The 25,413-nt window shown below is 51.2% G+C and carries 23 protein-coding genes, 8 tRNA genes and 1 rRNA gene (1 of these 32 only partly in view); 30 read left to right on the top strand and 2 right to left on the bottom strand.

The window, feature by feature from the left end; all coding sequences use genetic code 11:
• The 28 genes from BJP58_RS20585 to trxB all read left to right on the top strand — a co-directional run.
• A 23S ribosomal RNA gene (locus tag BJP58_RS20585) occupies window positions 1-1,826 on the top strand (it extends 1,104 nt beyond the left edge of the window).
• A 161-nt stretch (window positions 1,827-1,987) separates the two neighbouring features.
• Window positions 1,988-2,079 (top strand) — tRNA-Ser (locus BJP58_RS20590).
• Between the two features lie 32 nt (window positions 2,080-2,111).
• Window positions 2,112-2,188 (top strand) — tRNA-Met (locus BJP58_RS20595).
• A 9-nt stretch (window positions 2,189-2,197) separates the two neighbouring features.
• Window positions 2,198-2,273 (top strand) — tRNA-Val (locus BJP58_RS20600).
• A 25-nt stretch (window positions 2,274-2,298) separates the two neighbouring features.
• Window positions 2,299-2,374 (top strand) — tRNA-Thr (locus BJP58_RS20605).
• A gap of 13 nt (window positions 2,375-2,387) precedes the next feature.
• A tRNA-Asp gene (locus BJP58_RS20610) sits at window positions 2,388-2,464 on the top strand.
• Window positions 2,465-2,548: 84 nt separating this feature from the next.
• Window positions 2,549-2,621, top strand: a tRNA-Phe gene (locus tag BJP58_RS20615).
• Between the two features lie 12 nt (window positions 2,622-2,633).
• Window positions 2,634-2,719, top strand: a tRNA-Tyr gene (locus BJP58_RS20620).
• A gap of 7 nt (window positions 2,720-2,726) precedes the next feature.
• A tRNA-Lys gene (locus BJP58_RS20625) sits at window positions 2,727-2,799 on the top strand.
• Between the two features lie 150 nt (window positions 2,800-2,949).
• Window positions 2,950-4,164 (top strand): PucR family transcriptional regulator, encoded by a 1,215-nt coding sequence (locus BJP58_RS20630; protein ID WP_194540359.1) that lies wholly within the window; start codon window positions 2,950-2,952, stop codon window positions 4,162-4,164.
• A 108-nt stretch (window positions 4,165-4,272) separates the two neighbouring features.
• Window positions 4,273-5,397, top strand: a complete 1,125-nt coding sequence (locus BJP58_RS20635; RefSeq protein ID WP_071219439.1) for an ABC transporter ATP-binding protein — start codon at window positions 4,273-4,275, stop codon at window positions 5,395-5,397.
• Between the two features lie 437 nt (window positions 5,398-5,834).
• Window positions 5,835-6,773: an HPr(Ser) kinase/phosphatase gene (hprK, locus tag BJP58_RS20640; RefSeq protein ID WP_071219440.1), complete on the top strand. Its 939-nt coding sequence runs from the start codon at window positions 5,835-5,837 to the stop codon at window positions 6,771-6,773.
• A gap of 20 nt (window positions 6,774-6,793) precedes the next feature.
• Entirely contained in the window at window positions 6,794-7,927 is a 1,134-nt protein-coding gene (gene lgt / locus BJP58_RS20645) for a prolipoprotein diacylglyceryl transferase (RefSeq protein WP_194540360.1), read from the top strand.
• A 7-nt stretch (window positions 7,928-7,934) separates the two neighbouring features.
• Window positions 7,935-8,585 carry a pyrophosphatase PpaX gene (ppaX, locus tag BJP58_RS20650; RefSeq protein WP_194540361.1) on the top strand — a complete coding sequence of 217 codons (651 nt, stop codon included), beginning with the start codon at window positions 7,935-7,937 and terminating at the stop codon, window positions 8,583-8,585.
• Window positions 8,586-8,598: 13 nt separating this feature from the next.
• Window positions 8,599-9,105, top strand: coding sequence for an acyltransferase (locus BJP58_RS20655; RefSeq protein WP_071219443.1), 507 nt, complete (start codon window positions 8,599-8,601; stop codon window positions 9,103-9,105).
• 182 nt (window positions 9,106-9,287) lie between these two features.
• Window positions 9,288-10,514 carry an acyltransferase gene (locus tag BJP58_RS20660; RefSeq protein ID WP_113060479.1) on the top strand — a complete coding sequence of 409 codons (1,227 nt, stop codon included), beginning with the start codon at window positions 9,288-9,290 and terminating at the stop codon, window positions 10,512-10,514.
• 404 nt (window positions 10,515-10,918) lie between these two features.
• The gene (locus BJP58_RS20665; protein WP_194540362.1) at window positions 10,919-12,112 is read left to right on the top strand and encodes an ATP phosphoribosyltransferase regulatory subunit; all 1,194 of its coding nucleotides are present in this window, start codon (window positions 10,919-10,921) and stop codon (window positions 12,110-12,112) included.
• Window positions 12,113-12,165: 53 nt separating this feature from the next.
• Window positions 12,166-12,813, top strand: coding sequence for an ATP phosphoribosyltransferase (gene hisG / locus BJP58_RS20670; protein ID WP_194540363.1), 648 nt, complete (start codon window positions 12,166-12,168; stop codon window positions 12,811-12,813).
• Window positions 12,814-12,937: 124 nt separating this feature from the next.
• Window positions 12,938-14,221, top strand: a complete 1,284-nt coding sequence (hisD, locus tag BJP58_RS20675) for a histidinol dehydrogenase (protein WP_194540364.1) — start codon at window positions 12,938-12,940, stop codon at window positions 14,219-14,221.
• A 60-nt stretch (window positions 14,222-14,281) separates the two neighbouring features.
• Window positions 14,282-14,887, top strand: coding sequence for an imidazoleglycerol-phosphate dehydratase HisB (gene hisB / locus BJP58_RS20680; protein ID WP_194540365.1), 606 nt, complete (start codon window positions 14,282-14,284; stop codon window positions 14,885-14,887).
• 3 nt (window positions 14,888-14,890) lie between these two features.
• Window positions 14,891-15,499 (top strand): imidazole glycerol phosphate synthase subunit HisH, encoded by a 609-nt coding sequence (hisH, locus tag BJP58_RS20685; RefSeq protein ID WP_194540366.1) that lies wholly within the window; start codon window positions 14,891-14,893, stop codon window positions 15,497-15,499.
• Window positions 15,500-15,541: 42 nt separating this feature from the next.
• Window positions 15,542-16,273: a 1-(5-phosphoribosyl)-5-[(5-phosphoribosylamino)methylideneamino]imidazole-4-carboxamide isomerase gene (hisA, locus tag BJP58_RS20690; RefSeq protein WP_194540367.1), complete on the top strand. Its 732-nt coding sequence runs from the start codon at window positions 15,542-15,544 to the stop codon at window positions 16,271-16,273.
• A 68-nt stretch (window positions 16,274-16,341) separates the two neighbouring features.
• Window positions 16,342-17,100: an imidazole glycerol phosphate synthase subunit HisF gene (gene hisF / locus BJP58_RS20695; protein ID WP_071219450.1), complete on the top strand. Its 759-nt coding sequence runs from the start codon at window positions 16,342-16,344 to the stop codon at window positions 17,098-17,100.
• Window positions 17,097-17,798 carry a bifunctional phosphoribosyl-AMP cyclohydrolase/phosphoribosyl-ATP diphosphatase HisIE gene (hisIE, locus tag BJP58_RS20700; RefSeq protein ID WP_194540368.1) on the top strand — a complete coding sequence of 234 codons (702 nt, stop codon included), beginning with the start codon at window positions 17,097-17,099 and terminating at the stop codon, window positions 17,796-17,798. The genes hisF and hisIE overlap by 4 nt, the downstream gene beginning before the upstream one ends.
• Window positions 17,799-17,809: 11 nt before the next feature.
• Window positions 17,810-18,649 (top strand): histidinol-phosphatase HisJ, encoded by an 840-nt coding sequence (gene hisJ / locus BJP58_RS20705; RefSeq protein ID WP_194540369.1) that lies wholly within the window; start codon window positions 17,810-17,812, stop codon window positions 18,647-18,649.
• Window positions 18,650-18,822: 173 nt separating this feature from the next.
• Window positions 18,823-19,773 carry a ribose-phosphate diphosphokinase gene (locus BJP58_RS20710; protein ID WP_194540370.1) on the top strand — a complete coding sequence of 317 codons (951 nt, stop codon included), beginning with the start codon at window positions 18,823-18,825 and terminating at the stop codon, window positions 19,771-19,773.
• An 89-nt stretch (window positions 19,774-19,862) separates the two neighbouring features.
• Complete coding sequence (locus BJP58_RS20715) at window positions 19,863-21,599, top strand: tetratricopeptide repeat protein (RefSeq protein WP_442953928.1); 1,737 nt, start codon at window positions 19,863-19,865, stop codon at window positions 21,597-21,599.
• Between the two features lie 111 nt (window positions 21,600-21,710).
• A complete protein-coding gene (gene trxB, locus BJP58_RS20720; RefSeq protein WP_071219455.1) occupies window positions 21,711-22,664 on the top strand; it encodes a thioredoxin-disulfide reductase in 954 nt (317 codons plus the stop codon).
• Window positions 22,665-22,791: 127 nt separating this feature from the next.
• Here the strand turns inward: trxB and BJP58_RS20725 are convergent, their stop codons facing one another.
• Window positions 22,792-23,274: a spore coat protein gene (locus BJP58_RS20725; RefSeq protein ID WP_194545007.1), complete on the bottom strand. Its 483-nt coding sequence runs from the start codon at window positions 23,272-23,274 to the stop codon at window positions 22,792-22,794.
• An 84-nt stretch (window positions 23,275-23,358) separates the two neighbouring features.
• Window positions 23,359-23,811, bottom strand: a complete 453-nt coding sequence (locus BJP58_RS20730) for a GNAT family N-acetyltransferase (protein ID WP_194540371.1) — start codon at window positions 23,809-23,811, stop codon at window positions 23,359-23,361.
• A 188-nt stretch (window positions 23,812-23,999) separates the two neighbouring features.
• Here BJP58_RS20730 and BJP58_RS20735 point away from each other — a divergent pair, with 188 nt between their 5' ends.
• Together BJP58_RS20735 and BJP58_RS20740 are read left to right on the top strand one after the other, a co-directional pair.
• The gene (locus tag BJP58_RS20735; protein ID WP_194540372.1) at window positions 24,000-24,818 is read left to right on the top strand and encodes a methyltransferase domain-containing protein; all 819 of its coding nucleotides are present in this window, start codon (window positions 24,000-24,002) and stop codon (window positions 24,816-24,818) included.
• Window positions 24,819-24,940: 122 nt separating this feature from the next.
• Window positions 24,941-25,279: a DUF2642 domain-containing protein gene (locus BJP58_RS20740; protein ID WP_194540373.1), complete on the top strand. Its 339-nt coding sequence runs from the start codon at window positions 24,941-24,943 to the stop codon at window positions 25,277-25,279.
• The last annotated feature ends 134 nt before the right edge of the window (window positions 25,280-25,413 follow it).

Genomic DNA, 25,413 nt, shown 5'->3' on the forward strand with positions numbered 1-25,413 from the left:
ATGTTGGCTTAGAAGCAGCCACCATTTAAAGAGTGCGTAATAGCTCACTGGTCGAGTGACTCTGCGCCGAAAATGTAACGGGGCTAAACACACCACCGAAGCTATGGCTTGATGTGTATGCATCAGGGGTAGGGGAGCGTTGTGTATGCGTTGAAGGTGTACCGTAAGGAGCGCTGGAGAGTACACAAGTGAGAATGCCGGTATGAGTAACGAAAAGATCAGTGAGAATCTGATCCGCCGAAAGCCCAAGGTTTCCTGAGGAAGGCTCGTCCGCTCAGGGTAAGTCGGGACCTAAGGTGAGGCCGAAAGGCGTAATCGAAGGACAACAGGTTGAAATTCCTGTACCACCGTAAACCGTTATGAACGATGGGGTGACGCAGGAGGGTAGTGACGCGGACTGATGGATGTCCGTCCAAGCAGTGAGGCTGATGTGTAGGCAAATCCGCACATCGATAAGGCTGGGCTGTGATGGGGAGTGAAAATTATAGTAGCGAAGGTCATGATCTCACACTGCCAAGAAAAGCCTCTAGTCAGGTGAAGGTGCCCGTACCGCAAACCGACACAGGTAGGCGAGAAGAGAATTCTAAGGCGCGCGGAAGAACTCTCGTTAAGGAACTCGGCAAAATGACCCCGTAACTTCGGGAGAAGGGGTGCCTCGGTAGGGTGAATAGCCCGAGGGGGCCGCAGTGAAAAGGCCCAAGCGACTGTTTAGCAAAAACACAGGTCTGTGCGAAGCCGTAAGGCGAAGTATACGGGCTGACGCCTGCCCGGTGCTGGAAGGTTAAGGGGAGCGGTTAGGGGTTAAACCCGAAGCTGTGAACCGAAGCCCCAGTAAACGGCGGCCGTAACTATAACGGTCCTAAGGTAGCGAAATTCCTTGTCAGGTAAATTCTGACCCGCACGAATGGCGTAACGACTTGGGCGCTGTCTCAACGAGAGATCCGGTGAAATTTTAATACCTGTGAAGATGCAGGTTACCCGCGACAAGACGGAAAGACCCCATGGAGCTTTACTGCAGCTTGATATTGGATTTGGGTACGATCTGTACAGGATAGGTGGGAGCCTAAGAAGCATGAGCGCCAGCTTGTGTGGAGGCGACGTTGGGATACCACCCTGATCGTATCTAGGTTCTAACCTGGTACCGTAATCCGGTACGGGGACAGTGTCAGGCGGGCAGTTTGACTGGGGCGGTCGCCTCCTAAAGAGTAACGGAGGCGCCCCAAGGTTCCCTCAGAATGGTTGGAAATCATTCGAAGAGTGCAAAGGCATAAGGGAGCTTGACTGCGAGACCTACAAGTCGAGCAGGGACGAAAGTCGGGCTTAGTGATCCGGTGGTACCGCATGGAAGGGCCATCGCTCAACGGATAAAAGCTACCCTGGGGATAACAGGCTTATCTCCCCCAAGAGTCCACATCGACGGGGAGGTTTGGCACCTCGATGTCGGCTCATCGCATCCTGGGGCTGAAGTAGGTCCCAAGGGTTGGGCTGTTCGCCCATTAAAGCGGTACGCGAGCTGGGTTCAGAACGTCGTGAGACAGTTCGGTCCCTATCTGTCGTGGGCGTAGGAAATTTGAGAGGAGCTGTCCTTAGTACGAGAGGACCGGGATGGACGTACCGCTGGTGCACCAGTTGTTCCGCCAGGAGCATGGCTGGGTAGCTACGTACGGACGGGATAAGCGCTGAAAGCATCTAAGCGTGAAGCCCCCCTCAAGATGAGATTTCCCAATTAGTAAGACCCCTTGAAGACGACGAGGTAGATAGGTTGGAGGTGGAAGTGCAGCAATGCATGGAGCTGACCAATACTAATCGGTCGAGGGCTTATCCAAATCACCCCAAAAAGTGAAGTGAAGCTTTGAAGCTGACACCGAATACTTTTCGGGGACCCCGATACCACATCGGGTAATGCTACGGATTCTAATCAACGCAAATTTCGTTTCGTATCTAGTTTTCAGGGAATCAATCTCTGTAACTGCATACAAGTTATGATGGAGAGATACCCAAGTGGCTATAAGGGGACCCTCTGCTAAGGGGTTAGACTGCGTAAGCGGTGCGAGGGTTCGAATCCCTCTCTCTCCGCCATTTGAATAACTTGAACGCAAATAGGTTTATATGGCGGTGTAGCTCAGCTGGCTAGAGCGTACGGTTCATACCCGTGAGGTCGGGGGTTCGATCCCCTCCGCCGCTACCATACATACCTGGAGGCTTAGCTCAGCTGGGAGAGCATCTGCCTTACAAGCAGAGGGTCGGGGGTTCGATCCCCTCAGCCTCCACCATGTACTATTTTTATCACCTTACCATGCCGGTGTAGCTCAATTGGTAGAGCAACTGACTTGTAATCAGTAGGTTGGGGGTTCAAGTCCTCTCGCCGGCACCATTTTTAATAATGTGGAACTGTGGTGTAGAGGCCTAACATGCCTGCCTGTCACGCAGGAGATCGCGGGTTCGAATCCCGTCAGTTCCGCCATTATTAATTTTAAGGAATAAAAATAGTCGGTTTTCCACAAATTAAAGTGGGATGCCGAACTTTATTTTTATGTCATGTATATAAGGCTCGGTAGCTCAGTCGGTAGAGCAGAGGACTGAAAATCCTCGTGTCGGCGGTTCGATTCCGTCCCGAGCCACCTTTATATCCTGGAGGATTAGCGAAGTGGCCAAACGCAGCAGACTGTAAATCTGTTCTCGTCCGAGTTCGGTGGTTCGAATCCATCATCCTCCACCAGTAATAAGAGCCATTAGCTCAGTTGGTAGAGCACCTGACTTTTAATCAGGGTGTCGAAGGTTCGAGTCCTTCATGGCTCATCCGAAGAGTCGTCAACGTTGTTGACGGCTCTTTTTGTATTGTTTTAGGCTGTTTTTGTCCAATGTAAATGGGCTTAGAGAGAAGGCATTGTCGCTTGTACTGGGTCTTATGCTAAAATAAGAAAAAACGATAAAGTGGTGGAGTCATCAATGGTGGAGATGGAGCACATCGTTCAGAAACTAGAGCAGACCTTGGGTACCTCACTCGGTTTAAAAACATTGAATGATCAGGAAGCGGCATGGTTAACAAAATCAATGGCGACCTCACCGCCATTTGGTGATCGGATTGGTCAAGAGGTAGGAGTTCAGGGGTCCAATAACCGTGGAGAAAACGGAATCTCGCACAAATCCCGAAAGGTTAACGGCGCCTATGCTCGCAAGGACCTGGGTGAGATTTGGATTCCAGTGAATCCACAGGATCCTAGCCAGGTAATCGTAGCGGATCAGGGTGCTTTGACGGAGTCGGAGATTGGGCTTATAACTCTACTATTGTCGAGCCTGCAGGATACGATGCCAGGGGGAGTGCCCAAGAATACTGGTAAGGTTGAAGAAGAACGACGCGCCCAACAGTTGGGTGGCTGGTTAAAGGAACGCCTGCAAGCCGGTGAACTGCTTGCTGAATTACCAGATGAAATGTTGATTCGAACAAGTTTGACTGAGGACATGGTTCCCTTTCTTCTAATTCATGAGAGCGAGCATGCTCCCACTCCAAGCTATAAGGCGCTGCATCGGTTATTGCGCAGCTATTTTGGCGGGGACATCATTCTGGTGCCACTGCTTGATAAGGAATGGATTATCTTAGCGAACCAAGAATTGCTGGATGGTATAACGACCGATGATAAAGAGGATACTTCGTTGGACGGCGACCAGGATTTGCTCTCCTTATTCTGTATGGGGCTCTACGAGCTGATTTCAACGGAATGGGTGGGGGATTTCCATATCTCGGCGATACCGGCGGTTAATGCGCTGCATGCTCTGCCACAGACTGTTAGCATGTTAAGAGAGACCATGACCATCGGCCGTACATTCCAGGTCAAGGAACATATCCATCTATCGACCGGGCTTCATCTGGAGCGTCTGGTTTATAGCATTCCCGAGTACCAGCGCAATCAATTCCTGCGCGAGTACGCTGCCGGCCATACCGATTTGTTCGAGGATAGCGAGACATTGTCAACGCTCGAGTCTTTTTTCGAATTGGATTGTAACGTGAGTGAGACGGCCAAGCACCTGTATATCCACCGCAACACGCTGCTGTACCGGCTGGATAAGATTAAACAGGAGACGGGGTTAGATGTTCGGAGCTTCAGTGATGCGGTTTTAGTGAAAATAACGCTTCTATTGTATAAAGTGACGAAAAGGAAATAGGTTTTTTGTGCAGATTGTGTATAGCAAGTCAGGTGCCTATGGGGTAATATAAGATTATAAATTAATTGTATTCGATTTCATAACATTCATATGAGGGGGCAAATGCACATGGCTGGTGTACGCTTAGAGCATATTTACAAAAAGTATGCAGGTTCGGATAAAGCAACTGTAATTGACGTTAATTTGGATATTAAAGATAAAGAATTTTTGGTTTTGGTAGGTCCTTCCGGTTGCGGTAAGTCCACGACACTGCGTATGATCGCGGGTCTTGAGGAAATTTCTGAGGGTAAACTTTACATTGGCGACCGTGTTGTTAACGATGTAGCACCTAAAGATCGTGACATCGCGATGGTATTCCAATCCTACGCCTTGTATCCACATATGAACGTATATCAGAACATGGCATTCGGTTTGAAACTCCGTAAAGTGAAGAAAGACGAAATCGATAAGCGTGTACGTGAAGCAGCAAAAATCCTGGATATCGAGCATTTGCTTGAGCGTAAGCCAAAAGCTCTGTCCGGTGGTCAGCGTCAGCGTGTTGCCTTGGGTCGTGCGATTGTCCGTGATCCACAAGTCTTCTTGATGGATGAGCCGCTTTCCAACTTGGATGCGAAACTCCGCGGTCAGATGCGTGCCGAAATCACCAAGCTGGTTAAGCGTCTTGAAACCACTTGTATCTACGTAACGCATGACCAAACAGAAGCTATGACGATGGGTGATCGTATCGTTGTTATGCAAGACGGCATCATTCAACAAGCGGATTCACCAGAGCAACTGTACAACAATCCGAACAACCTGTTCGTTGCTGGTTTCATCGGTTCCCCAACCATGAACTTCATCAACGGTAAATTGTCCGAACAAAACGGTGGCGTATACTTCACTTCCCAGGGCTTGAACGTTCAAGTACCAGGTGGTAAAGCACAATTGCTCAAAAATAAATCCATGATTGGTAAAGAAGTGATCATGGGTGTTCGTCCGGAAGATATTCATGAAGAGCCAGTCTTCCTGGAAGCTTCCCCGAATACGATCTTCTCTGCAAAAGTCGATGTAACCGAGAACCTTGGTCACGAAATGCTCTTGTACCTGAGCGGCTTGGGTACCGATACGGTTATCGGCCGTGTAGACGGACGTTCGACTACTCGCGAAGGCGACAATGTGAAATTGGCACTCGACATGAACAAAGTTCATATCTTTGATAAAGAGTCTGAATTGAACGTATTGCTCGAAGACTAATCTTCAGCAATCGGGATCTCTTGAAAACCGCCCCCTCAAGGGGCGGTTTTTTTTAGGAGAAAAAGACAATATCACGCTAGCATTCACGCCCTGGGAAAAGGTTTGGATATCCTTTGCCGATGCCAATTGAGGTATTCCATGGGCAGCAATCTATTTAAAGTACACCCCTATATAAGCCTAATGTCGCAATGGAGTAGTCGGTTAGAATTGCATTCATTGGCTTTTTTCGATAAGATAAGCACAAAGCAAGGCATACATACGTATTGAACATATGGGATGTTGAGCATATTTCATGGTAATTTCCAAGATCGCAGGTAAGTGTACAGTAGTGTTCTTTAGGAATAGCTGAATGATGGAATATATCATCCAAGACGGGCCGTGCCATATGACGGTTTCGTTGTGATGTCAACATACAATGGAAGAAGAGGGGTAAGACCATGGCCAAGAAAGTGAAGGTATCCGAGCTGGTCCAGCAGTTTCAGCTGGAGGTCATCGCAGGTGAGGAAGGCTTGAAACGTCAGATTACAACGGACGATCTGAATCGCCCGGGATTGGAAATGGCCGGGTATTTTGAATACCATCCGCGGGAACGGGTTCAGCTTATGGGGCGCACCGAGTTGGCTTTCTTCGGAATGCTGAAGCCGGAAGAGCGTAAAGAGCGTATGCGCAGCCTGTGCACGGAAGAAACACCTTGCATCGTGGTAACACGTTCCTTGGAGGTGCCGGAAGAACTGGTGGAACTCGGGAATGAGAGAGGTTTGCCTGTACTGCGCAGCAGCATGGCAACAACCATTCTGACAAGCCGATTCACAAGCTTTCTGGAACGCAAACTTGCACCAACTACAACCATCCACGGGGTATTGTGCGATGTTTATGGCGTAGGGATGCTGATAACAGGCTCAAGCGGTATCGGGAAAAGCGAGACGGCACTGGAGCTCGTCAAACGCGGACACCGATTAATTGCGGACGATGCGGTGGAGATACGTCAGACATCGGATTTTCAGCTGCACGGTACGGCGCCGGAGCTCATTCGCCATCTTCTGGAGATTCGCGGAGTCGGTATTATTAATGTAATGACGTTATTCGGTGCAGGCGCCGTTCGAAACAATAAACGGATTACCCTTGTTGTGCGATTGGAAGCCTGGCAGCAGGATAAACAGTATGATCGTCTGGGGTTAGATGAAGAAACAACACGAATTATTGAGACGGACATCCCTCTGGTCACCATTCCGGTTCGTCCAGGACGTAACCTTGCGGTTATTATTGAAGTGGCAGCTATGAACTACAGACTGAAACAAATGGGACTGAATGCTGCGCTGCAGTTTACGAACAAACTGACAGCTACGATTGCTGAAGATATGGACGATTTGGACTAGGACTAGGGAGGTTATAAGTGATGCAAACATTGCTCATCGATCCGGTGGTGTTCTCCATCGGATCGCTGCGTGTTCATTGGTATGGCTTGATTTTAGGGCTGGGTGCTTTGGTGGGGCTGTTGCTGGCCATTCGCGAGGGGAAGCGTTTTGGCATTCCGCAGGAGTTCTTTATGGATTTGGTATTGCTTGGCGTACCTTCGGCAATTATTGGTGCACGTATTTATTATGTAGCATTTAAATGGGAAGATTATAAGGACAACTTCCTGGACGTGTTCAAAACATGGAATGGCGGGATTGCGATATTTGGTGCTCTCATCGGGGCCATTATCTGCGCTTTGATCTTTGTACGTAGAAGAGGCTACTCATTCTGGCGGATTGCTGATATCTGTGCTCCGTCTCTGTTGGCCGGCCAAATCATTGGTCGCTGGGGGAATTTCGTTAACCAGGAGGCCTATGGCGGTCCTGTCAGCGAGTCCTTTTTACGCGGGCAGCTGCACCTGCCTGATTTCATCGTCAATCAAATGAATGTACAAGGCGTATTCCATCATCCTACCTTCCTATATGAATCCTTATGGAACTTGGTCGGTATTGTCATCCTGCTTATTCTTCGCAGACAGAAATTCCTGCGCGCAGGCGAGCTCTTCATCGGATATTTCATCTGGTATTCCATCGGCCGATTCTTCATTGAAGCGGTGCGCACGGACAGTTTGGCGTTCCAAGGCGCAGCCGGACTTGCCGACTTCATTAACAATACGTTATGGGCACCGATGACTTGGATGGGCTTTGAACTGGGCCATCTGGACCCGGCTTACGGCAATATTAGGATCTCCCAGCTGCTGTCTGTATTGATTGTCATTGGAGGCATCGTACTGATCATTGTGCGCCGTGTAACGGGTCGCGCCAATGTGCGTTATTTGGACCCCATCGTGTCAACGAAGACCGGAGCAGGTCCTACGCCTGAAGCGGACCTTCAGACCAATAAAGCCGCGAAGTCATCTGCGCAGGCACCTGTTAAGCAGGACAAACCGGCAGCAGAGCCAGCAGAGACGGCTGACAAAAGCCCTCTAACCCAAGTCCAGGAGACGGAAGTCAAACCGTCCCCAGTAGAAGATACTCCGGCAATAAAACCAGATACGGAGGACAAAAAGGAGTAGTTGCAGCATGATCGAAACCGTACTGTTTGATTTGGACGGAACCATTATTGATACGAATGAATTGATTATCTCGTCGTTTCTGCATGTCTTTGAGGCTCAGGCCCCAGGACCGCTAACCAGGGAGCAGATCATTCCACATATGGGAACCACGCTGGAGCAGCAGCTGCAGGCTTTCTCGGGGGGCGTTGATGACGTTAGTCCGCTTATCAAAGCATACCGCTCCTTCAACACGCTTCATCATGATGAGATGGTTAGACCATTCCCCCATGTAAATGAAGTCGTGGAGCGTCTTCATCGTCATGGGCTTTCACTGGGGATCGTAACCACGAAGATCCGCCCCTCCACGATGATGACTTTGGAGAAGTACGATCTGGAGCGCTTCATGTCGGCGATTGTGACAGTGAACGACGTCGAGCATCCGAAACCGCATCCTGAGCCCGTTCTGACGGCGATCGAGCGTCTCGGCGCCAATCCGGCTACGACGTTGATGATCGGGGACAGCCCGGTCGACATTCAATCTGCCAAGGCGGCGGGCGTGAAGGCCGCAGCTGTAGCTTGGTCCCTGAAGGGTGAGCAGAAGCTGATGGAGTATGGTCCGGATTATGTTTTAAAGGATATGAAAGACCTGTATGAGATCGTAGGACTTCAAGAGGAATAGGAGTTTTGGCAGCATGGCCAGAAAGATTACCCGTTATCCTGTAGAAGGGCCCAACGCGTTATGGCAAATCTACCGCACCGTGAGCCCGTTCAAGGGCGTCAAGAACTTCATCTTTATCCAGTTGGCCCGCTATTGTCCTATTCTGCCCTTGAAGAACTGGATATACCGCCATATGCTCGGGATGAAGGTGGGGAGGCATACCGCGTTTGGATTGATGGTCATGGTGGATGTGTTTTTTCCGGAGAAAATATCCATCGGCGAGAATTCGGTGATCGGCTACAATACAACGATTCTTGCCCATGAGTATTTAATAAAGGAATATCGTCTGGGTGAAGTGCGGATCGGGGAGAACGTACTCATCGGCGCGAACACCACGATTTTGCCTGGTGTAACGATCGGAGATGGAGCGGTTGTTGCTGCAGGGTCTGTCGTACATAAAGATGTGGCACCGGGTGTTTTTGTAGGCGGCAATCCATTGCAAGAGCTGAAGAGGACATCAACGGAAAGTGAGTCAATTTGAGGTAATGTGACAAGTTAGGTTCTCAAGCTACCTGAATTATTGTAGAATGAGTAGAGGATAACATGACACAAAGCGATTCAATAGTCCCCTGGGTATGATAGCCTTGAGGGACTTTTTTGCCCGCCTATCCTTATACAATGACTCTATGAAAAAACTTGAAAAACAAGGAGGCGACGCCTGACATGAGTGCAACGCTGAACAAAAAGGAAAGGCTCCCGCAGCTCGATATTTATCGCGCGCTGGCCATCCTGGGCGTGCTTCACGTTCATGCGACTTCATTTGCAACGGTCGATGCGATTGATTCGCGATTCTATTATATTATTAATTTTTTGAATATTTTCTTTAAATACGGCACACCCTCGTTTATATTCCTAAGCAGCTTTGTGCTGTTCTATAACTATGCGGATCGGCCGCTGACTAAGGATCTGATCAAAAACTTCTACAAACGGCGGCTCTTGTACATTCTGCTGCCTTATGTGTTGTTCTCGATCATCTATTTCTTTGTGCGGATGTATCAGAACGGGTTGCTCAACAGCTCATTTGATCTATGGGCACAGATGCCGATATTCTTTGAACGCTTGATTCGGGGGCAGAACTATACGCACTTATACTTTGTGTTTATTAGCTTGCAGTTCTACATCCTGTTTCCGATCTTCCTCAAGCTGTTCAAATCGTCCCGGTTTCTCGTACGGTGGGCGGTTCCCATCGGGTTCCTGCTGCAATGGGGCTTTATCATATGGAATAAATACGAGCTGCACTACACGTTTAAAGGAAGCTTGGCGATCTCGTATTTAGCCTACTATATGCTGGGTGCTTATCTGGCGATGAATTACGACAAATTCAAGGGCTGGCTTACGTCATCTTGGAAAAAGCAGACGTCAGGTCAAAGAGCAGGTACAGTCGTGTTATGGGCGGGCTGGCTCGCGATGGCGCTGACGCACGTGCAGATTTGGTACAATCAGAGATTGCACGGTGCCAAATACGACTCCCTGTTGTACGAGCTGTTATGGAATCTGCACACGGTTTTCTCCGCCATTGTGCTGATGCAGCTGGCCAGCTGGCTGTATAACAGCGGTTGGAGACTCATCGTGAAGGTGCTGACGCGGATTGGCGAGTTGTCCTTCGCGATCTATCTGGTGCATCCTCTCTGGCTGTTCCTGTATCGGGAGTACGATCTCAAGCTGAATCCGGTAACCGATGATTATCTCATCTGGATTTATGGCGGCATGGTAACTGCGCTGATTGTTAGTGCGCTGGTCGTACAAACGGTGTTCCGATGGATTCCAGGCTCCTGGGTGCTGCTTGGCAGCGTTCCACGATCATTGAAGCCATCATCCAAAGCTCCAAAAGCGCCATCGCAGAGAAAAGACACCGTTGCAGGCGACAGCAAGAAATCAGTTGATCTATAATCATAGCAGGCATATTCTTTATTCATACCAGACATTATGAAGCAAAGCCGTCCGGCAATCGGGCGGCTTTTTTGTATGATTAGCGATCTAGAGATTACGGGGTGGCCTAACCATACGATACCATCTAATGTATTTTTATTTATGCCGCTAAAGACATGAGAGATTCAATCCACAGACAAGCAAGCCACTCCAGCTTGTTCTTGTGTTACAATTATACCCAGAAGTTAAGCGAATTCTTTGGCGGCTAAGGTGAAGAACAACAGAGAACGATACACAGCAGGAAGCCTCCACGATGCATTGACGATCGGGCAGAGTTCATGGTAATATAGCCAATATCCTTTAATTTATTAGCAAGGTACCACTTTACCATATTAAAGACTTTTCTGAATTTGAGGTGGAGCGTCATGTCTAAACCGAAAGGCTTCGAGAAACCGGCAGGTGTTCGTGATTATCTCCCTCATGCGGTCACGAAGCTGCGCCGGATTGAACGTGAAGTGCTGGCATGTATGGACCGCTGGGGATACCGGCAGATTATGACACCAACGATGGAATATTACGATACGGTAGGCGTGGCAAGCTCTACGTCGGACCAAAAACTGTTTAAATTATTGAATAAGCGCGGAACGACCATGGTGCTGCGGTCCGATCTAACCGCCCCCATAGCAAGGGTCATGTCGTCGCTGCTGAAGGATGAGCCGTTACCGGTGCGCTTGTCCTATCATGCGAATGTATTTCGCGCAATCGAAGAGGAGGCGGGCCGGGAGGCTGAATTTTTCCAGACGGGAGTAGAGCTTGTAGGCGACGATACGCCGGAGGCCGATGCCGAAGTGATTGCACTGGCGATCGAATCCCTGAAGGCGGCAGGCGTGGAGAAATTCAAAATCGCGATGGGGCATATGGGTTACCTTAATGGCCTGCTCCAGGAAGTGCTGCCTGAGCGGACGGAGGATCAAGAGAGCCTGAAGCAGGACCTGCTGAACCGCGACTATGTCGGATACCGTAACACCATTGCCAGTCTGCTCCTTACGGAGACACAGCAGGACCAGCTGGAGGGAATCCTGAAGCTGCGCGGGGGCCGGGAGATTGCCGGGCAGGCACTTGAGATTAGCAGCAACGATCTCGCAAGAGCTTCTATTGAGCATCTGTGCAGAGTATGGGAGGTGCTGGAGGCATACGATGTCTCCAGGCATGTTCTGTTTGATCTGACGATGCTCGGAGACTTCTCCTATTACACCGGTATGACGTTTGAAGGCTATGCTGCTGAACTTGGTTCACCCGTAGCGAGCGGCGGTCGGTATGACAAGCTGCTGCAGCAGTTTGGCCGTGCGGTTCCGGCAACCGGCTTTGCGCTTAAGACCAATCGCATTCTGGATGGGGTTCAGGGGGGAGAGATTGCGGAAGAGCTGCCCATACTGATCCGTTACACGGCTTCCTATCGCAAAGAAGGTTTGGCAAAAGCGTCACAACTGCGGGCGCAGGGCCATACCGTCATCACCTCGATCATTCCGGATTCGGCAAATATTCGCGGTGAAGGCGTGCCCGTCGTATCCGGCAGTCTGCTTAACAGAGGCTACCAGGAGATCATTACCCTTCGATAGAACGTTGATATATCACCCTATTTTATATAGGTCAAGGTCAGGAGGATTTGAACGTGGCGGAAACGTTGAAAGTAGCGATGCCCAAAGGGCGTATATATAAAAAAGCATCCGCGCTGTTCCGTTCAGCCGGACTTCCGATTCCCCTCGATGTGGATGAGACGCGCAAGCTGGTCATTCCCTTGCCGGAGGCAGGAATGGAATTTATTCTGGCAAAGCCGGTGGATGTGCCGACTTATGTGGAATACGGTGTCGCGGATATTGGCATCGTTGGCAAGGATGTGCTGATGGAAGAGAACAAGGACGTTTATGAGCTGCTCGATCTCGGCATCGCAAGGTGCCGGATGTCGGTTATCGGCTTGCCGGACTGGAAGCCGGGCATTCGTCAGCGGGTTGCTACCAAATATCCGAATGTCGCTTCGCAGTATTTCCGTGAACAAGGCCAGCAGGTTGAGGTGGTTAAGCTGAACGGTTCGATTGAGCTTGCACCCCTTATCGGGTTGGCGGACCGGATCGTGGATATGGTGGAAACAGGCCAAACGCTCAAGGAGAACGGACTTATTGAAATGACCAGCATCTTTGAGATCACAAGTCGCCTGATTGCCAATCGCGTCAGCTATCGGATGAAGAATGATGAAATTCAGGCATTATGCGATCGCCTGCAAACGGTCATTATGTCTGAGGGAGCGAATAAACAGCGCTAAGAAACACAGGTACAAACAGGATGAGCATGGTGATCGGACAGATTGATAATCGATTGAGTTAGGAACGATATGCGTATATCGAAAACAGAATGTGATGCAAGCAGCGGGATTGGGGGAGATTAAGGTGAAGGTTGTATCAGCACGGGACTTTCAGCTGAAACGGGAAAATGATTACGGCACACCAGAGCAGAATGAAGTTGTGAAAGCGATTGTGCGGGATGTTCGATCCGAAGGAGATGCTGCTTTGCTGCGGCATACCGAGCAATTGGATCGTGTCCGTCTGACCGCAGATCAGCTTCGCGTAACGGATGAAGAACTCAAAGCAGCTTATGATCATGTGGAGCCTTCGTTTGTAAAGGCGATTCAGGCTGCCGCGGATAACATACGTGCTTTTCATGTGAAGCAGAAGCGGAATTCCTGGATGGATCTTCAAGCCGACGGCAGCATCTTGGGGCAGATCATTCGTCCGTTGAAACGCGTGGGTGTATATGTGCCCGGAGGAAAGGCAGCCTACCCTTCGTCCGTGCTGATGAACGTGATCCCGGCGCAAGTGGCAGGCGTGCCTGAGATTGTCATGGTCACTCCCCCGGCAACCGGCGGGAAGGATGGGATTAATCCCTATATCCTGGTAGCCGCGGCCGAGGCCGGCGTTACGGAGATCTACCGCGTTGGAGGAGCTCAGGCGATTGCGGCGTTGGCCTACGGTACGGAGACCATTTCCCCCGTTGATAAAATTTGCGGTCCCGGCAATATTTACGTTGCGCTGGCCAAGCGAGAAGTATATGGTGCGGTCAATATTGACAGCCTGGCCGGTCCGAGCGAGATTGCGGTATTAGCCGATGACAGCGCGGATGCTTCGTATATTGCGGCGGATTTACTCTCCCAAGCAGAGCATGACGAGATGGCCTCGGCCATTCTCGTAACGCCTTCACGCAAGCTGGGTGAGGCCGTTGCCGCCGAAGTAGAGCGGCAGCTTGAGCTGCTGCCGCGGCGCGACATCGCCCGGGCCTCCGTGGACACTTACGGCGCGGTGATCATCACGGAATCCCTTAACGAAGGGATAGAAGTTATTAACCGTTTGGCGCCGGAACATCTGGAGATCGTGACGGCGGAGCCGATGGCCATCGTGGGCCAGATCGAGAACGCAGGCGCAATCTTCCTCGGGCCATATAGCTCGGAGCCGGTAGGTGATTATTTTGCAGGGCCGAATCATATCATCCCGACGAATGGGACGGCACGGTTTGCGTCGCCGGTGGATCTGGACGATTTCATTAAGAAATCGAGCTTGATCTACTATAGCAAGGAAGCGCTGCTGCGCGACGGAGAGCAGATTATGGAGCTGGCCCGGCGAGAAGGGCTTGAAGGCCATGCCCGGGCGATCGAGATTCGACTGGAGCAGGAGCGTTAATCAATAAAGAGGAGCATCAATGATTCGTTATATTAGATACGTATAGAGGAGGCAGTCAACGTGAGCAGTTTGGATGCAGCAGCAAGATCAGCCGGCGTGAGCCGCAAAACCAATGAAACCGATATTGCCTTGGATTTCAATGTCGATGGAACCGGGATCTCGGAATTGGAGACCGATGTGCCGTTTCTGAATCATATGCTTGATTTGTTTACGAAGCATGGCCAATTTGATCTTCGCGTGAAAGCGAAGGGAGATATTGAGATCGATGACCACCACACGGTGGAAGATATCGGGATTTGCCTGGGGCAGACGTTCCGCGAGGCGCTGGGCGATAAAAAGGGTATTAAGCGATATGCCAGCGTATTTGTACCGATGGATGAAGCGCTTGCTCAAGTCATTGTAGATATCAGCAATCGCCCGCATTTTGAGTACCGAGCGGAATATCCTTCGCAGCAAGTAGGCTCTTTTGATACCGAGCTTGTTCATGAATTTCTGTGGAAGTTGGCGCTGGAAGCCCGTATTACGCTGCATGTCATCGTTCATTACGGACACAATACCCACCATATGATTGAAGCGGTATTTAAGGCGCTCGGCCGTGCATTGGATGAGGCGACTACCGTGGATCCGCGGGTGACCGGCGTGCCCTCCACGAAGGGAGTGCTCTAATCGATGGCGATTGCAATCGTGGATTATGGCATGGGCAATCTGCACAGCGTGAGCAAAGCAGTGGAGCGGCTTGGGTATGAGCCGCTCGTCACGGGGAAGCGGGAGGAGATTCTGGCGGCGGATGGCATCATTCTGCCGGGCGTCGGCGCGTTCGGCGATGCCATGGAGCAGCTGCGTGAAACCTCGCTGGACTCGGTCATGAAGGATGCTGCGGAATCAGGGAAGCCGCTGCTGGGAATTTGCCTCGGCATGCAGCTCCTGTTCAGCCGGAGCGAGGAGCATGGCCAGTTTGAAGGGCTGGATATTTTGCCCGGATCGGTTGTTCGGTTTACGGGTGGTGACTACAAGGTGCCGCATATGGGCTGGAATTCATTGCAGTTCGGGAAGCGGGAGCATCCGCTGTTTGCGGGACTTGAGGAAGGTCATGTGTATTTTGTCCATTCGTATCATGTTCTTCCTGAGGTTCAGGCTGATTTGCTGGCGGTTACTGATTACGGTCAGCCAGTGACGGCCATCGTGGGCCGCGGTTCGGTGTACGGCATGCAGTTCCATCCCGAGAAGAGCGGGGAGCTTGGGATGAGCCTGCTTCGTAATTTCTTGGCTTTAACGTAATGTAAGGCGATCAAATAGACCAGAAGGAAAGTGGGAATGGGGATGTCCTCTTTTATCATATATCCGGCAATCGATATTCGTGGCGGCAAATGCGTCAGACTCGTGCAAGGCGATTATAATCAAGAAACGGTATACAATGATAATCCGCTGGAGGTAGCCAAATCATGGGAAGAGCAGGGCGGCACCTTTATTCATCTCGTGGATTTGGACGGAGCCAAGGCAGGCCATCCGGTAAATGACGATATCATCGGGAAGATCGCAGCCAGCGTCCAAGTTCCGGTTCAGGTAGGCGGAGGCCTGCGCACGCTGGCGGATGTGGAGAGGCTGCTGTCGCTTGGCGTCAGCCGGGTGATCATCGGTACGGCGGCGATTGAAGACCGTGTCTTCACGGAAGAGGTGCTGGGCAAGTACGGGGATAAGGTGGCCATCGGGATCGATGCGCGCAATGGATACGTGGCAACCAGGGGCTGGCTGGAGACGTCCGAGGTTCAAGCCGAGGTGTTGGCTAAGGAGCTGGCAGCCAAAGGAGCGGAAACCTTCATCTTTACCGATATTTCCCGTGACGGGATGATGCAGGGGCCTAACGTGGAGGGGATTGTCTCGCTTGCCAAAGCCAGCGGCCGCTCGGTCATCGCTTCGGGCGGCGTGACGAAGCTGGACGATTTGCTGGCGCTCAGCGCGCACAGCGGTGACGGTGTAGGCGGAGCAATCGTAGGCAAGGCACTGTATACAGGCAATATTGATCTGAACGAGGCCATTACGCGAATCAAGTGAGGCCGGACCAAGGTTCCGTTCAAATAAGCGATTGATCGACAGAGTTCATAGGGGAAGAGGGGAAAGGCATGCTGGCAAAACGGATCATACCTTGCCTGGACGTGAAGGACGGCCGGGTGGTGAAGGGCGTAAATTTTGTGAATCTCCGCGATGCGGGCGATCCCGTGGAACTGGCGGCACTCTATGACCGGGAAGGCGCAGACGAGCTAGTCTTTCTGGATATTTCGGCATCGGTCGAAGGCCGGGCGACGATGGAGGAAGTCGTGCGGAGAACGGCAGGAGAAATTGCCATCCCTTTTACCGTGGGTGGAGGCATCTCGTCCGTCGAGGACATGAAGCGGATTCTGCGGGCGGGAGCGGATAAGATCGGGATCAATACGGCAGCGGTCAAGCAGCCGGAGCTCATCTCGGCCGGAGCACGAAAATTCGGCTCCCAATGCATCGTTGTGGCCATCGATGCCAAGTACAACGAAGCGTGGGGAGAATGGGAAGTGTACACGCACGGCGGACGTACGCCTTCCGGCATCAAAGCGCTGGATTGGGTAAAGCAGGCGGAAAGCCTGGGTGCGGGCGAGATTTTGTTGACCAGCATGGATGCGGACGGAACGAAGGATGGGTTCGATCTGTCGCTAACCTCTGCCGTATCTTCGACGGTGCAGATCCCGGTCATCGCATCCGGCGGCGCCGGCAAAGAGGATCACTTCTATGACGTGTTTACCAAAGGCAAGGCGGATGCGGGTCTTGCCGCAACGATTTTTCATTATAAAGAGATTTCGATTCCTCATCTGAAGTTGCAGCTTAGTCAAAAAGGAGTGGATATACGGTGAGCGAAGATATGTTGAAGGATTTATCCCTGGAGCAGGTCAGCGAGCATATCCGTTGGGATGCCTCGGGCTTGGTGCCGGCGATTGTACAGGATGCACAGAGCAAGCAGGTGCTGATGATGGCTTATATGAATCGGGAGTCTCTCCGCTTGACGCTGGAAAGCGGGGAAACTTGGTTCTGGAGCCGTTCGCGCGAGGAACTGTGGCATAAGGGGGCAACTTCCGGGAACGTTCAAACCGTGGTTTCCATGACGTACGACTGTGATGGAGACACCCTCTTGCTGCAGGTGAATCCGAAGGGACCGGCTTGTCATACCGGACAAACGACCTGCTTCTTCAATGAGATTACGGTTCAGGGGCAGAAGAGCGAGCCTGTGAACAACCATGCAGCTGCAGAGAGCGGGCGGTTTGCGGTGCTTGCCGAGCTGGAAGAGGTCATTGCCCAGCGTGAAGTGGAGCGGCCTGAAGGAGCCTATACGACTTACCTTTTTGATAAAGGGGTAGACAAAATCCTTAAGAAGGTGGGCGAAGAAGCTTCGGAAACAATCATCGCCGCCAAAAATAAAGACAACGCCGAGCTTAAGCTAGAAATCAGCGATCTGATCTACCACCTGCTGGTACTTCTCCAGGAGCGGAAGCTCCCGCTGGATGAGATCATGGATGAGCTAAGCCGCCGCCATGAACGGCCGCGCCGCGATTAGGAGGCTTACCGATGCATATTGATTACCATACCCACCATGCCCGGTGCGGACATGCCGAGGGGCAGCTGGAGGAGTATGTACGGCGCGCCATTGAACTCGGGATGGATCAATTGGGCTTGTCGGATCATATGCCCTTGATACACGTGGATCCGGAGGCGTACTATCCGGAGATGGCCATGCCGATGGACGAGCTGCCGCGTTATGTGGAAGAGTGCCTGCTGCTGAAGGAACGCTACCAAGGGCAGATTGACATTCGGATCGGACTCGAAGGCGATTATATCGAGGGTTATGAAGAACAGATTGAGCGGATTGTGAATGACTATCCATGGGATTATGTCATTGGCTCCGTTCATTTTCTTGGTGAATGGGATATTACGGATTACCGTCAGACCCAAGGCTGGGACGGCAAGGCTCCGCTTGAGGTTTATAGACGATATTATGATGCGGTGCAGAAAGCCGCCGCGACCGGCTTCTATGATATCATGGGTCATCTGGACGTGATCAAGCGTTTCGGTTATGGGCCGGGCCCCGAGCAGAAGCCGGAAGTGATCGCTTTGGAGCAAGGAGCGCTTGCGGCCGTGGCCCAAAGCGGAAAAGCCATGGAGCTGAACGCCTCCGGCTTATCGAAGGCCTGTGAGGAAATGTTTCCAAGCCGCCGCATGCTGGAAGAAGCGATGAAGCTTGGCATTCCGTTGACTTTAGGGTCGGATGCCCACCAGCCGATGAAGCTGGGCGAGCATCTGGATCAGGCCCGGGCACTGCTATCGGAGCTTGGCGTTCGGGAGGTTGCGACCTTCCGTAACCGGAAGCGGGAGATGGTGCTTTTGAATGTTGAGGGAAACCATGTATAATAAAGAAAAGCACTAATTGCAAACAGGTTTATTGCAGACGGCTGTTTTCTACTCCTAGAGACTCTTCTTCGAAGAGGTTGACGGAGGCGGGAACGGCCTGATTTGACGATAGCGCTTTCAACGAGATCGCTGCATCAGCCGACATTATCAACCACTCTCGTCAGGAGGTCCTCATGAATCGTTCATTACGATTGTTCGCCGGCACTTCAAATCCGACGCTTGCCGCAAATATCAGTCAGCAGTTGGGAGTTGAACCGGGAAAGATCAAGATTTCCCGCTTTCAGAGTGGCGAAGTTTATGTGCACTTTGAAGAGAGCATCCGCAATTGCGATGTTTTCCTGCTGCAGTCCTTTTCTCACCCTATCAATGAAATGTTCGTGGAGCTATTGGTGATGATTGATGCCGCGAAGCGCGCTTCCGCCAGAACGATCAATATCATTGTGCCTTATTACGGTTATGCCAGACAGGAACGAAAGTCAGCGCCGCGTGAACCGATATCGGCCAAAATGGTAGCCGACGTGCTGACCACAGCCGGTGCCAACCGCGTGATAACCATCGATCTGCATGCGCCAGCCATTCAGGGCTTCTTCAATATACCGGTGGATCATCTGACTGCGCTGGATTTGATTACGGAGTATCTGAAGTCCAAGAACATCGAGAATCCGGTTATCGTTTCTCCCGATGCCGGTCGGGCGAAGACGGCCGAGAAGCTTTCGAGCCGCCTGGGGTCGCCGTTTGCCATGATGGTCAAGCAGCGTCCTGCCCATAACGAAGCGGTTATTACCCATGTTATAGGGGATGTAGCGGGTCGCACGCCGATTATTATCGAAGACTTGATTGATACGGGAACCACCATCGTGCAAGTGGTGGAAAGCTTAAAGGATCGGGGAGCCAATGATGCCATTGTGTGCGCGACCCATGGTCTTTTCTCCGGTGAAGCACTTGACCGTCTCGACCATGCACATATCGAGGAAATCGTGGTCACAGACTCCATTGTGCTCCCGGACCATCACTGCAAAATGCGGCTTAAGGTGCTGTCCGTAGCGCCCATGTTGGCCCAGGCAACCCATATTATTATCGAGGGCGGATCGATCGCCACTTTGTTCAAAGACGCCGGTGTGTAAACTGGTGTCTTTTTTCTGCAAATGACGTTGAAACTTGTGTTATACTGTTGTGGATAGAGGAGCAAGTTAAAGGAGGTGCCTTGCTTTTCGTGAATGGTCATCCATATGGGTCCAGTGACCCCCACAATGTTATATCTATCGAGATGAATGCCAATTTCTTCTTCGATCGCGCGGTTCGTTCGCTTGATCGTTTCCAATATGACAAGGCTCTGAAATATTTTCGCAAAGCTGTTGAATATGAACCGGATAATCCGGTGAATCATTGCAATATGGCGGGTATATTATCAGAGACGGGAGATTATAAAGCTTCCAACGATGTGCTGGCTCACATTCTGGAGCAGGTTGACCCGTTGATGACGGAGTGCTACTTCTATATGGCGAACAATTACGCCAATATGGAGCAATTCGAGAAAGCGGAAGAAGCGCTTGTTACCTATCTGGAGGAAGACCCGAGCGGTCAGTTTTTGGATGAGGCTGAGGAGATGATGGAGCTGCTTCATTACGAGCTGAATCGTCCAGCCAAGCTGAACCGGATCAAGAGTCGTGAAGGCGTGGTCGAGCATGAGCATGCGCGGGCACTGCTTGAGGAAGGGAAATTCGCACAAGCGGTCAAGCTGTTGGGGGAAATCGTCAAGGATAATCCGGATTTTCTGGCTGCGCGCAACAATCTGTCTCTAGCCTATTATTATATGGGACGCTTTGATACCGCGAAGCGCACCATTGGCGAGGTGTTGGATCAGGAGCCGGGCAATCTGCACGGTCTATGCAATCTGGCTATCTTCTTTCAGCATGAAGGAAATCAGGAGCAGCGTGACCGATTGATGGACATGCTAACGGTGACGGTTCCTTTCCATCAGGAGCATGTGTTTAAGCTGGCGACAACGATGGGAATACTGGGGCAGCACGAAATTGCCTACGGTCATTTTCGCCGGTTGTTGAAGGATGAGGAGTTTAGCGGAGATCCTAGCCTGTATCATTACACGGCCGTTGCGGCATGCAATAGCGGTTATTATGACAGGGCCGAGAAATATTGGCGGCAAGCATTGAAGCTGGATGGGGATTCGGTGATTCCGGATTTCTATCTGGCACAGCTGCAAAAGCGTAAAGAGACCGGTACGGAACAGATGAAGGTGAGTTATCACTATCATCTTCCGTTCGAAGAGCAGTTCAAACGCTGGGAGCATGACGGCGACAAATTGACGGAGGAAGCGAAGCAGAATCCGCTGATTCGTTCTTCGTTCTTCTGGGCGCTCCGACATGGCGATCCCCATACCAAGCTGCAGGTGATCCGGACGCTGGAATTGATTGCCGATGAAGAGGTGCAGCACGCGCTGCAATCGTTCCTGCAGGAACCGGGAGAGGATGCGGAGCTGAAGGATGCCGCCCGCCTGGTGCTTCAGCAGATGGAGGCCGCAAGCAATCGGCTGAAGGAACGCCGCGACGATCGCGATATATCCAGCAGCAAGACCCGCGAGGTGCTGCCGGATTGGCTGCCTTCCTGGAAGGCGGTGTTGGAGAGGGCAGAGCAGACTATGGACATGCGGGTAGATGCTTTTTGGAAAAAAGAGATGGAGAATCTCTGGTCCGAGTTCCTGAGCCGGCTGTACCCTGATATTCCGAACATTCGGAATGTGGAGGGCTGGGCAGCGGCATTGGAATATTTGACGGCCAAGAAGCGTGGAAGAACTCTGACCTATGAACAGGTAGCTGTCCGTTACGGCATTTCGCCATCAACGGTGAGCCGTTACGCACGTCAAATGGATAGCGTATGTGAAACGAAAGCACAGCCGGATGATAATTTCCGGCCATTTACGGAAAACATTTAAGTAAGAACCCATATTCGGATACTTAGGAGACCTTGGTACATGAAGATTCCATAAGTCCTGAATAGGATGTAGCACGTAACAGAAATCGACACCTTAAAGGAGGCCGTATCTATGTACAAATCAATCGTAATCGGAACAGGACCTGCCGGATTGACGGCAGCCATCTACTTGGCACGGGCGAACTTGAAGCCGCTCGTTATCGAAGGAATGCAGCCGGGCGGTCAGCTTACGACAACGACCGAGGTTGAGAACTTCCCCGGATTTCCGCAAGGAATCATGGGCCCCGAGCTGATGGATAATATGCGTCAACAAGCGGAGCGCTTCGGTGCGGAGTTCAAGAGCGCCTGGGTCGAGTCCGTTGATTTCTCCGAGCGTCCGTTCAAGGTGAATGTTGAGGGCATGGGCGAGCTTCTGGCTGAGTCCGTGATTATCTCGACGGGAGCTTCCGCGAAGTATCTCGGAATTCCGGGAGAGCAGGAGAACGTTGGTCGCGGCGTAAGCACATGCGCCACTTGCGACGGGTTCTTCTTCCGCGGGAAAAAAATCATTGTCATCGGCGGCGGCGATTCCGCGATGGAGGAAGCCAGCTTCCTGACGCGTTTTGCTTCCAGCGTTACGGTAGTGAATCGCCGCACCGAGCTGCGTGCATCCAAGATCATGCAGGATCGCGCGCGCGAGAACGAGAAGATCCAGTGGGCTCTGGACCGTACGCCGGTTGAGGTGGTTACCAGCGAAACTGGTGTAAAAGGATTGAAGGTCCGCAACAATGAAACGGGAGAAGAAGAACTGATTGAAGCGGAAGGCGTATTCGTGGCGATCGGCCATACGCCGAATACGGGCTTCCTTGGCAATCAGATTACAACCGATCCGACAGGCTATATCCTGGTTAAACCGGGAACGACAGAGACGAACATCCCGGGCGTGTTCGCTTGCGGCGATGTCCAGGACACACGTTACCGCCAAGCGATTACGGCCGCAGGCACAGGCTGTATGGCCGCTATGGACTGCGAGAAATATCTCGAAGGCCATATGGTGCATGACTGGAGCGAAACGCTGAATAAATAATCCCTGACTTTTAGGGGATGATATGTGAAATAGAAAAAGCCTCTGAGCTATACAGCTGACGGTTTTGGCGAGACTAACATCTCGTACCTAACCTGTCTTGTGTAGCCCGGGGCTTTTTTTGCTGAGGTTACAGGCTTAATGCCTTGTTGGCATTCTTCACGTCATTCTCCAGCAGCTGCTTCAAATTGTAGGAAGGATACAGACCGCGAGCATACATGAAATAGAAGACCTTGCCGTGCAGTTCAATGGCTTTGTTCAATTGCTTCTGCAGGGTTTCTCTTACGCTTGGCGTTGCGGCTTCGGTAATCGCAATGGCGTAGCTGCGGACAGAGGTTTTGGCGAAGCCCAGCAGATGGCCTGCGTAATACGCAAACAAATCGGCACCGGAAAGACTGCGGGTTCCTGTGGGCGCTTGTGAAAAATAAGGCAGGAGCTCCCTCAGGTTCTGTTCTACTCCATTTATCGCTTCAGTATACAGCCCATGGAGCTCCGGGTCCTTGATATCATGCAATGACATCTTGAACCCCATCAGGTTATTTGCCTGAAAGGCGGTTAATTCATGAATCTCCAACGTTTCATGCCAAGCGAGATGCCTCGGATTTTGACTCATGCTCAAGTAGATTCTCCTCCATAATCAATATGCGATAGCCTATTCATCGGATGGAGAAATGGTGCATCTGCCCAGACCTAAACCTTACAAATCTAGCGACAACCGCACCATATCGCGCAGCCGCATGCCATTCTCGTAGATTTCTTCATCATAATGACGGACAAAAAAGTCCCGGTCGATGCCTGTCATCCGAAATCCGCATTTCTGATACAGCGCCAGCTGCGCGACGCCCGTACTCCCTGTTCCGACTTCAATGGTTGAATATCCGAGCTCTCGGGCCTGCCCGATGGCATGATTCACAAGCTGTTTGCCATATCCCTGGCCGTGCAGATTCTCGCTTACGGCAACGTTAACGAGCTCGATCGTATCAGGCCTTGTAGGCAGCAGGACGTAGACCCCAATGGGATGCGTGTTCTCTTCAGCGACATAACAATGACCGCGCTTTACATAGTCCTCCACGAGCCTTACCGATGGATCTGCAAGCAGCAGCAGGTCCATTGGGGGTTTTTCATGAGTATTCAGCTTTCTAATGTTCACGAGTTTCTCCCTCATTATCATCTATAGTAATTATAAAAACAGGTTTATTGTAACATGCCGGGCCATCGAATTCCTGGATTTGGATGATTTCTCAACTGACGGTTGAATTCTTCCGGTATTCAATAATCAGGTTATTGTATGCCTTACGCAGCGCCCCTACAATGTGGTTATATAGGAGCGTGATTCATATGAGAGACATGTTAGCCAAAAATATTCATCGATACCGCAAAGAACGGGGGCTCACCCAGGAGGGGTTGGCCCACAAGCTGGGCGTGACGTTCCAGGCGGTGTCCAAGTGGGAAACGGGACAGACCATGCCCGATATTGCGCTGCTTCCGGAGCTGTCACTGCTGCTTGATGTCAGCATCGATAAGTTGTTTGGTTATTCTGTGACGGGCAAGCCAATCAGCATATATGAAGAGGAGTACAAAACACCGGAGTACTATTGGGGCACGGAGCCGAATGCAGCCTGTTATCAGGTGCTAGAAATGATCCCTCCCACAAGAAGGGTGAAGCTGCTGGATATCGGTTGCGGGGAAGGGAAGGATGCCGTGTTTTTTGCGCGTAACGGCTATGATGTCACAGCATTCGACATTTCGGATGCGGGGATTGAGAAAACGAAGCGTTTGGCCGATCATATTGGGGTTCACGTGAACGTATTTAAGGCGGATATTTCGGATTACCGTTTGGATTCGGAGTTTGACGTGCTGTATTCCAGCGGCGTTCTGCATTATATCAGACCCGAGTACCGTGAAGAGATCTTTGCTAATTATAAAAAATTCACGTCGGCCGAGGGGCTTCATTGCCTTAATGTATTCGTACAAAAGCCGTTCATTGCGCCTCCTCCCGAGGATGAGCCGTACGCTTACGACTGGAAATCCGGGGAGCTTATGATGCATTATCACGATTGGTTGATTCACAGCTGCCCGGAGGTGATTTTTGATTGTAACTCATCGGGTATCCCGCACCGGCATGCGATGAGTAAGTTGATTGCGCAGAAGGCGTAATGGAAGGGAGGTTGGGCGGTTTTCTTGCTTTTACGAATATAAATATGAGGATTGTTAACATAGCGGCCCCTCCCGGGACATACATAAGGGTGTAGGAATAATATTGGCATGGGAGGTCTTTCATGAACAACCATAATCATTTTGGTTATCCAGCCCCGCCTGCGGGTTATGCACCGGGTTACTATGCCTATCCCCCGCCCCAACCTATACCGCCGAATTACGCGCCGCGTACCCCGGCAATTCCGCAGCCAGCCCACTACGCAGCGCTGGTTGAACCGGTATTTATTGAACATCTGCTCCGGCATAAAGGAGCCAAGGTAGTCATTATGACCACCGCGGGAAAAGTCGATGGGATCTTATCCGGCGTTGCGGTGGATCATCTTCAATTGACGGTCGGGGATCATAAAGCGCTGCACATTCGTCTGGCCGAGGTGGTGTACTTCGAGGGAGTTCCGTTCTGATAACAGGGATCAAAAATAGTTTAAACGAAAAATTACCGGCTGGTAGGGAAGGATTAGGCCGGCAAAGCGCCAATTCATACAGTACAGATCCGAAGGCGTTCCGATGGGGACGTCTTTATTCTATATGAACTGAG

This window comes from Paenibacillus sp. JZ16, from assembly GCF_015326965.1.
GTDB lineage: Bacteria > Bacillota > Bacilli > Paenibacillales > Paenibacillaceae > Paenibacillus_AQ.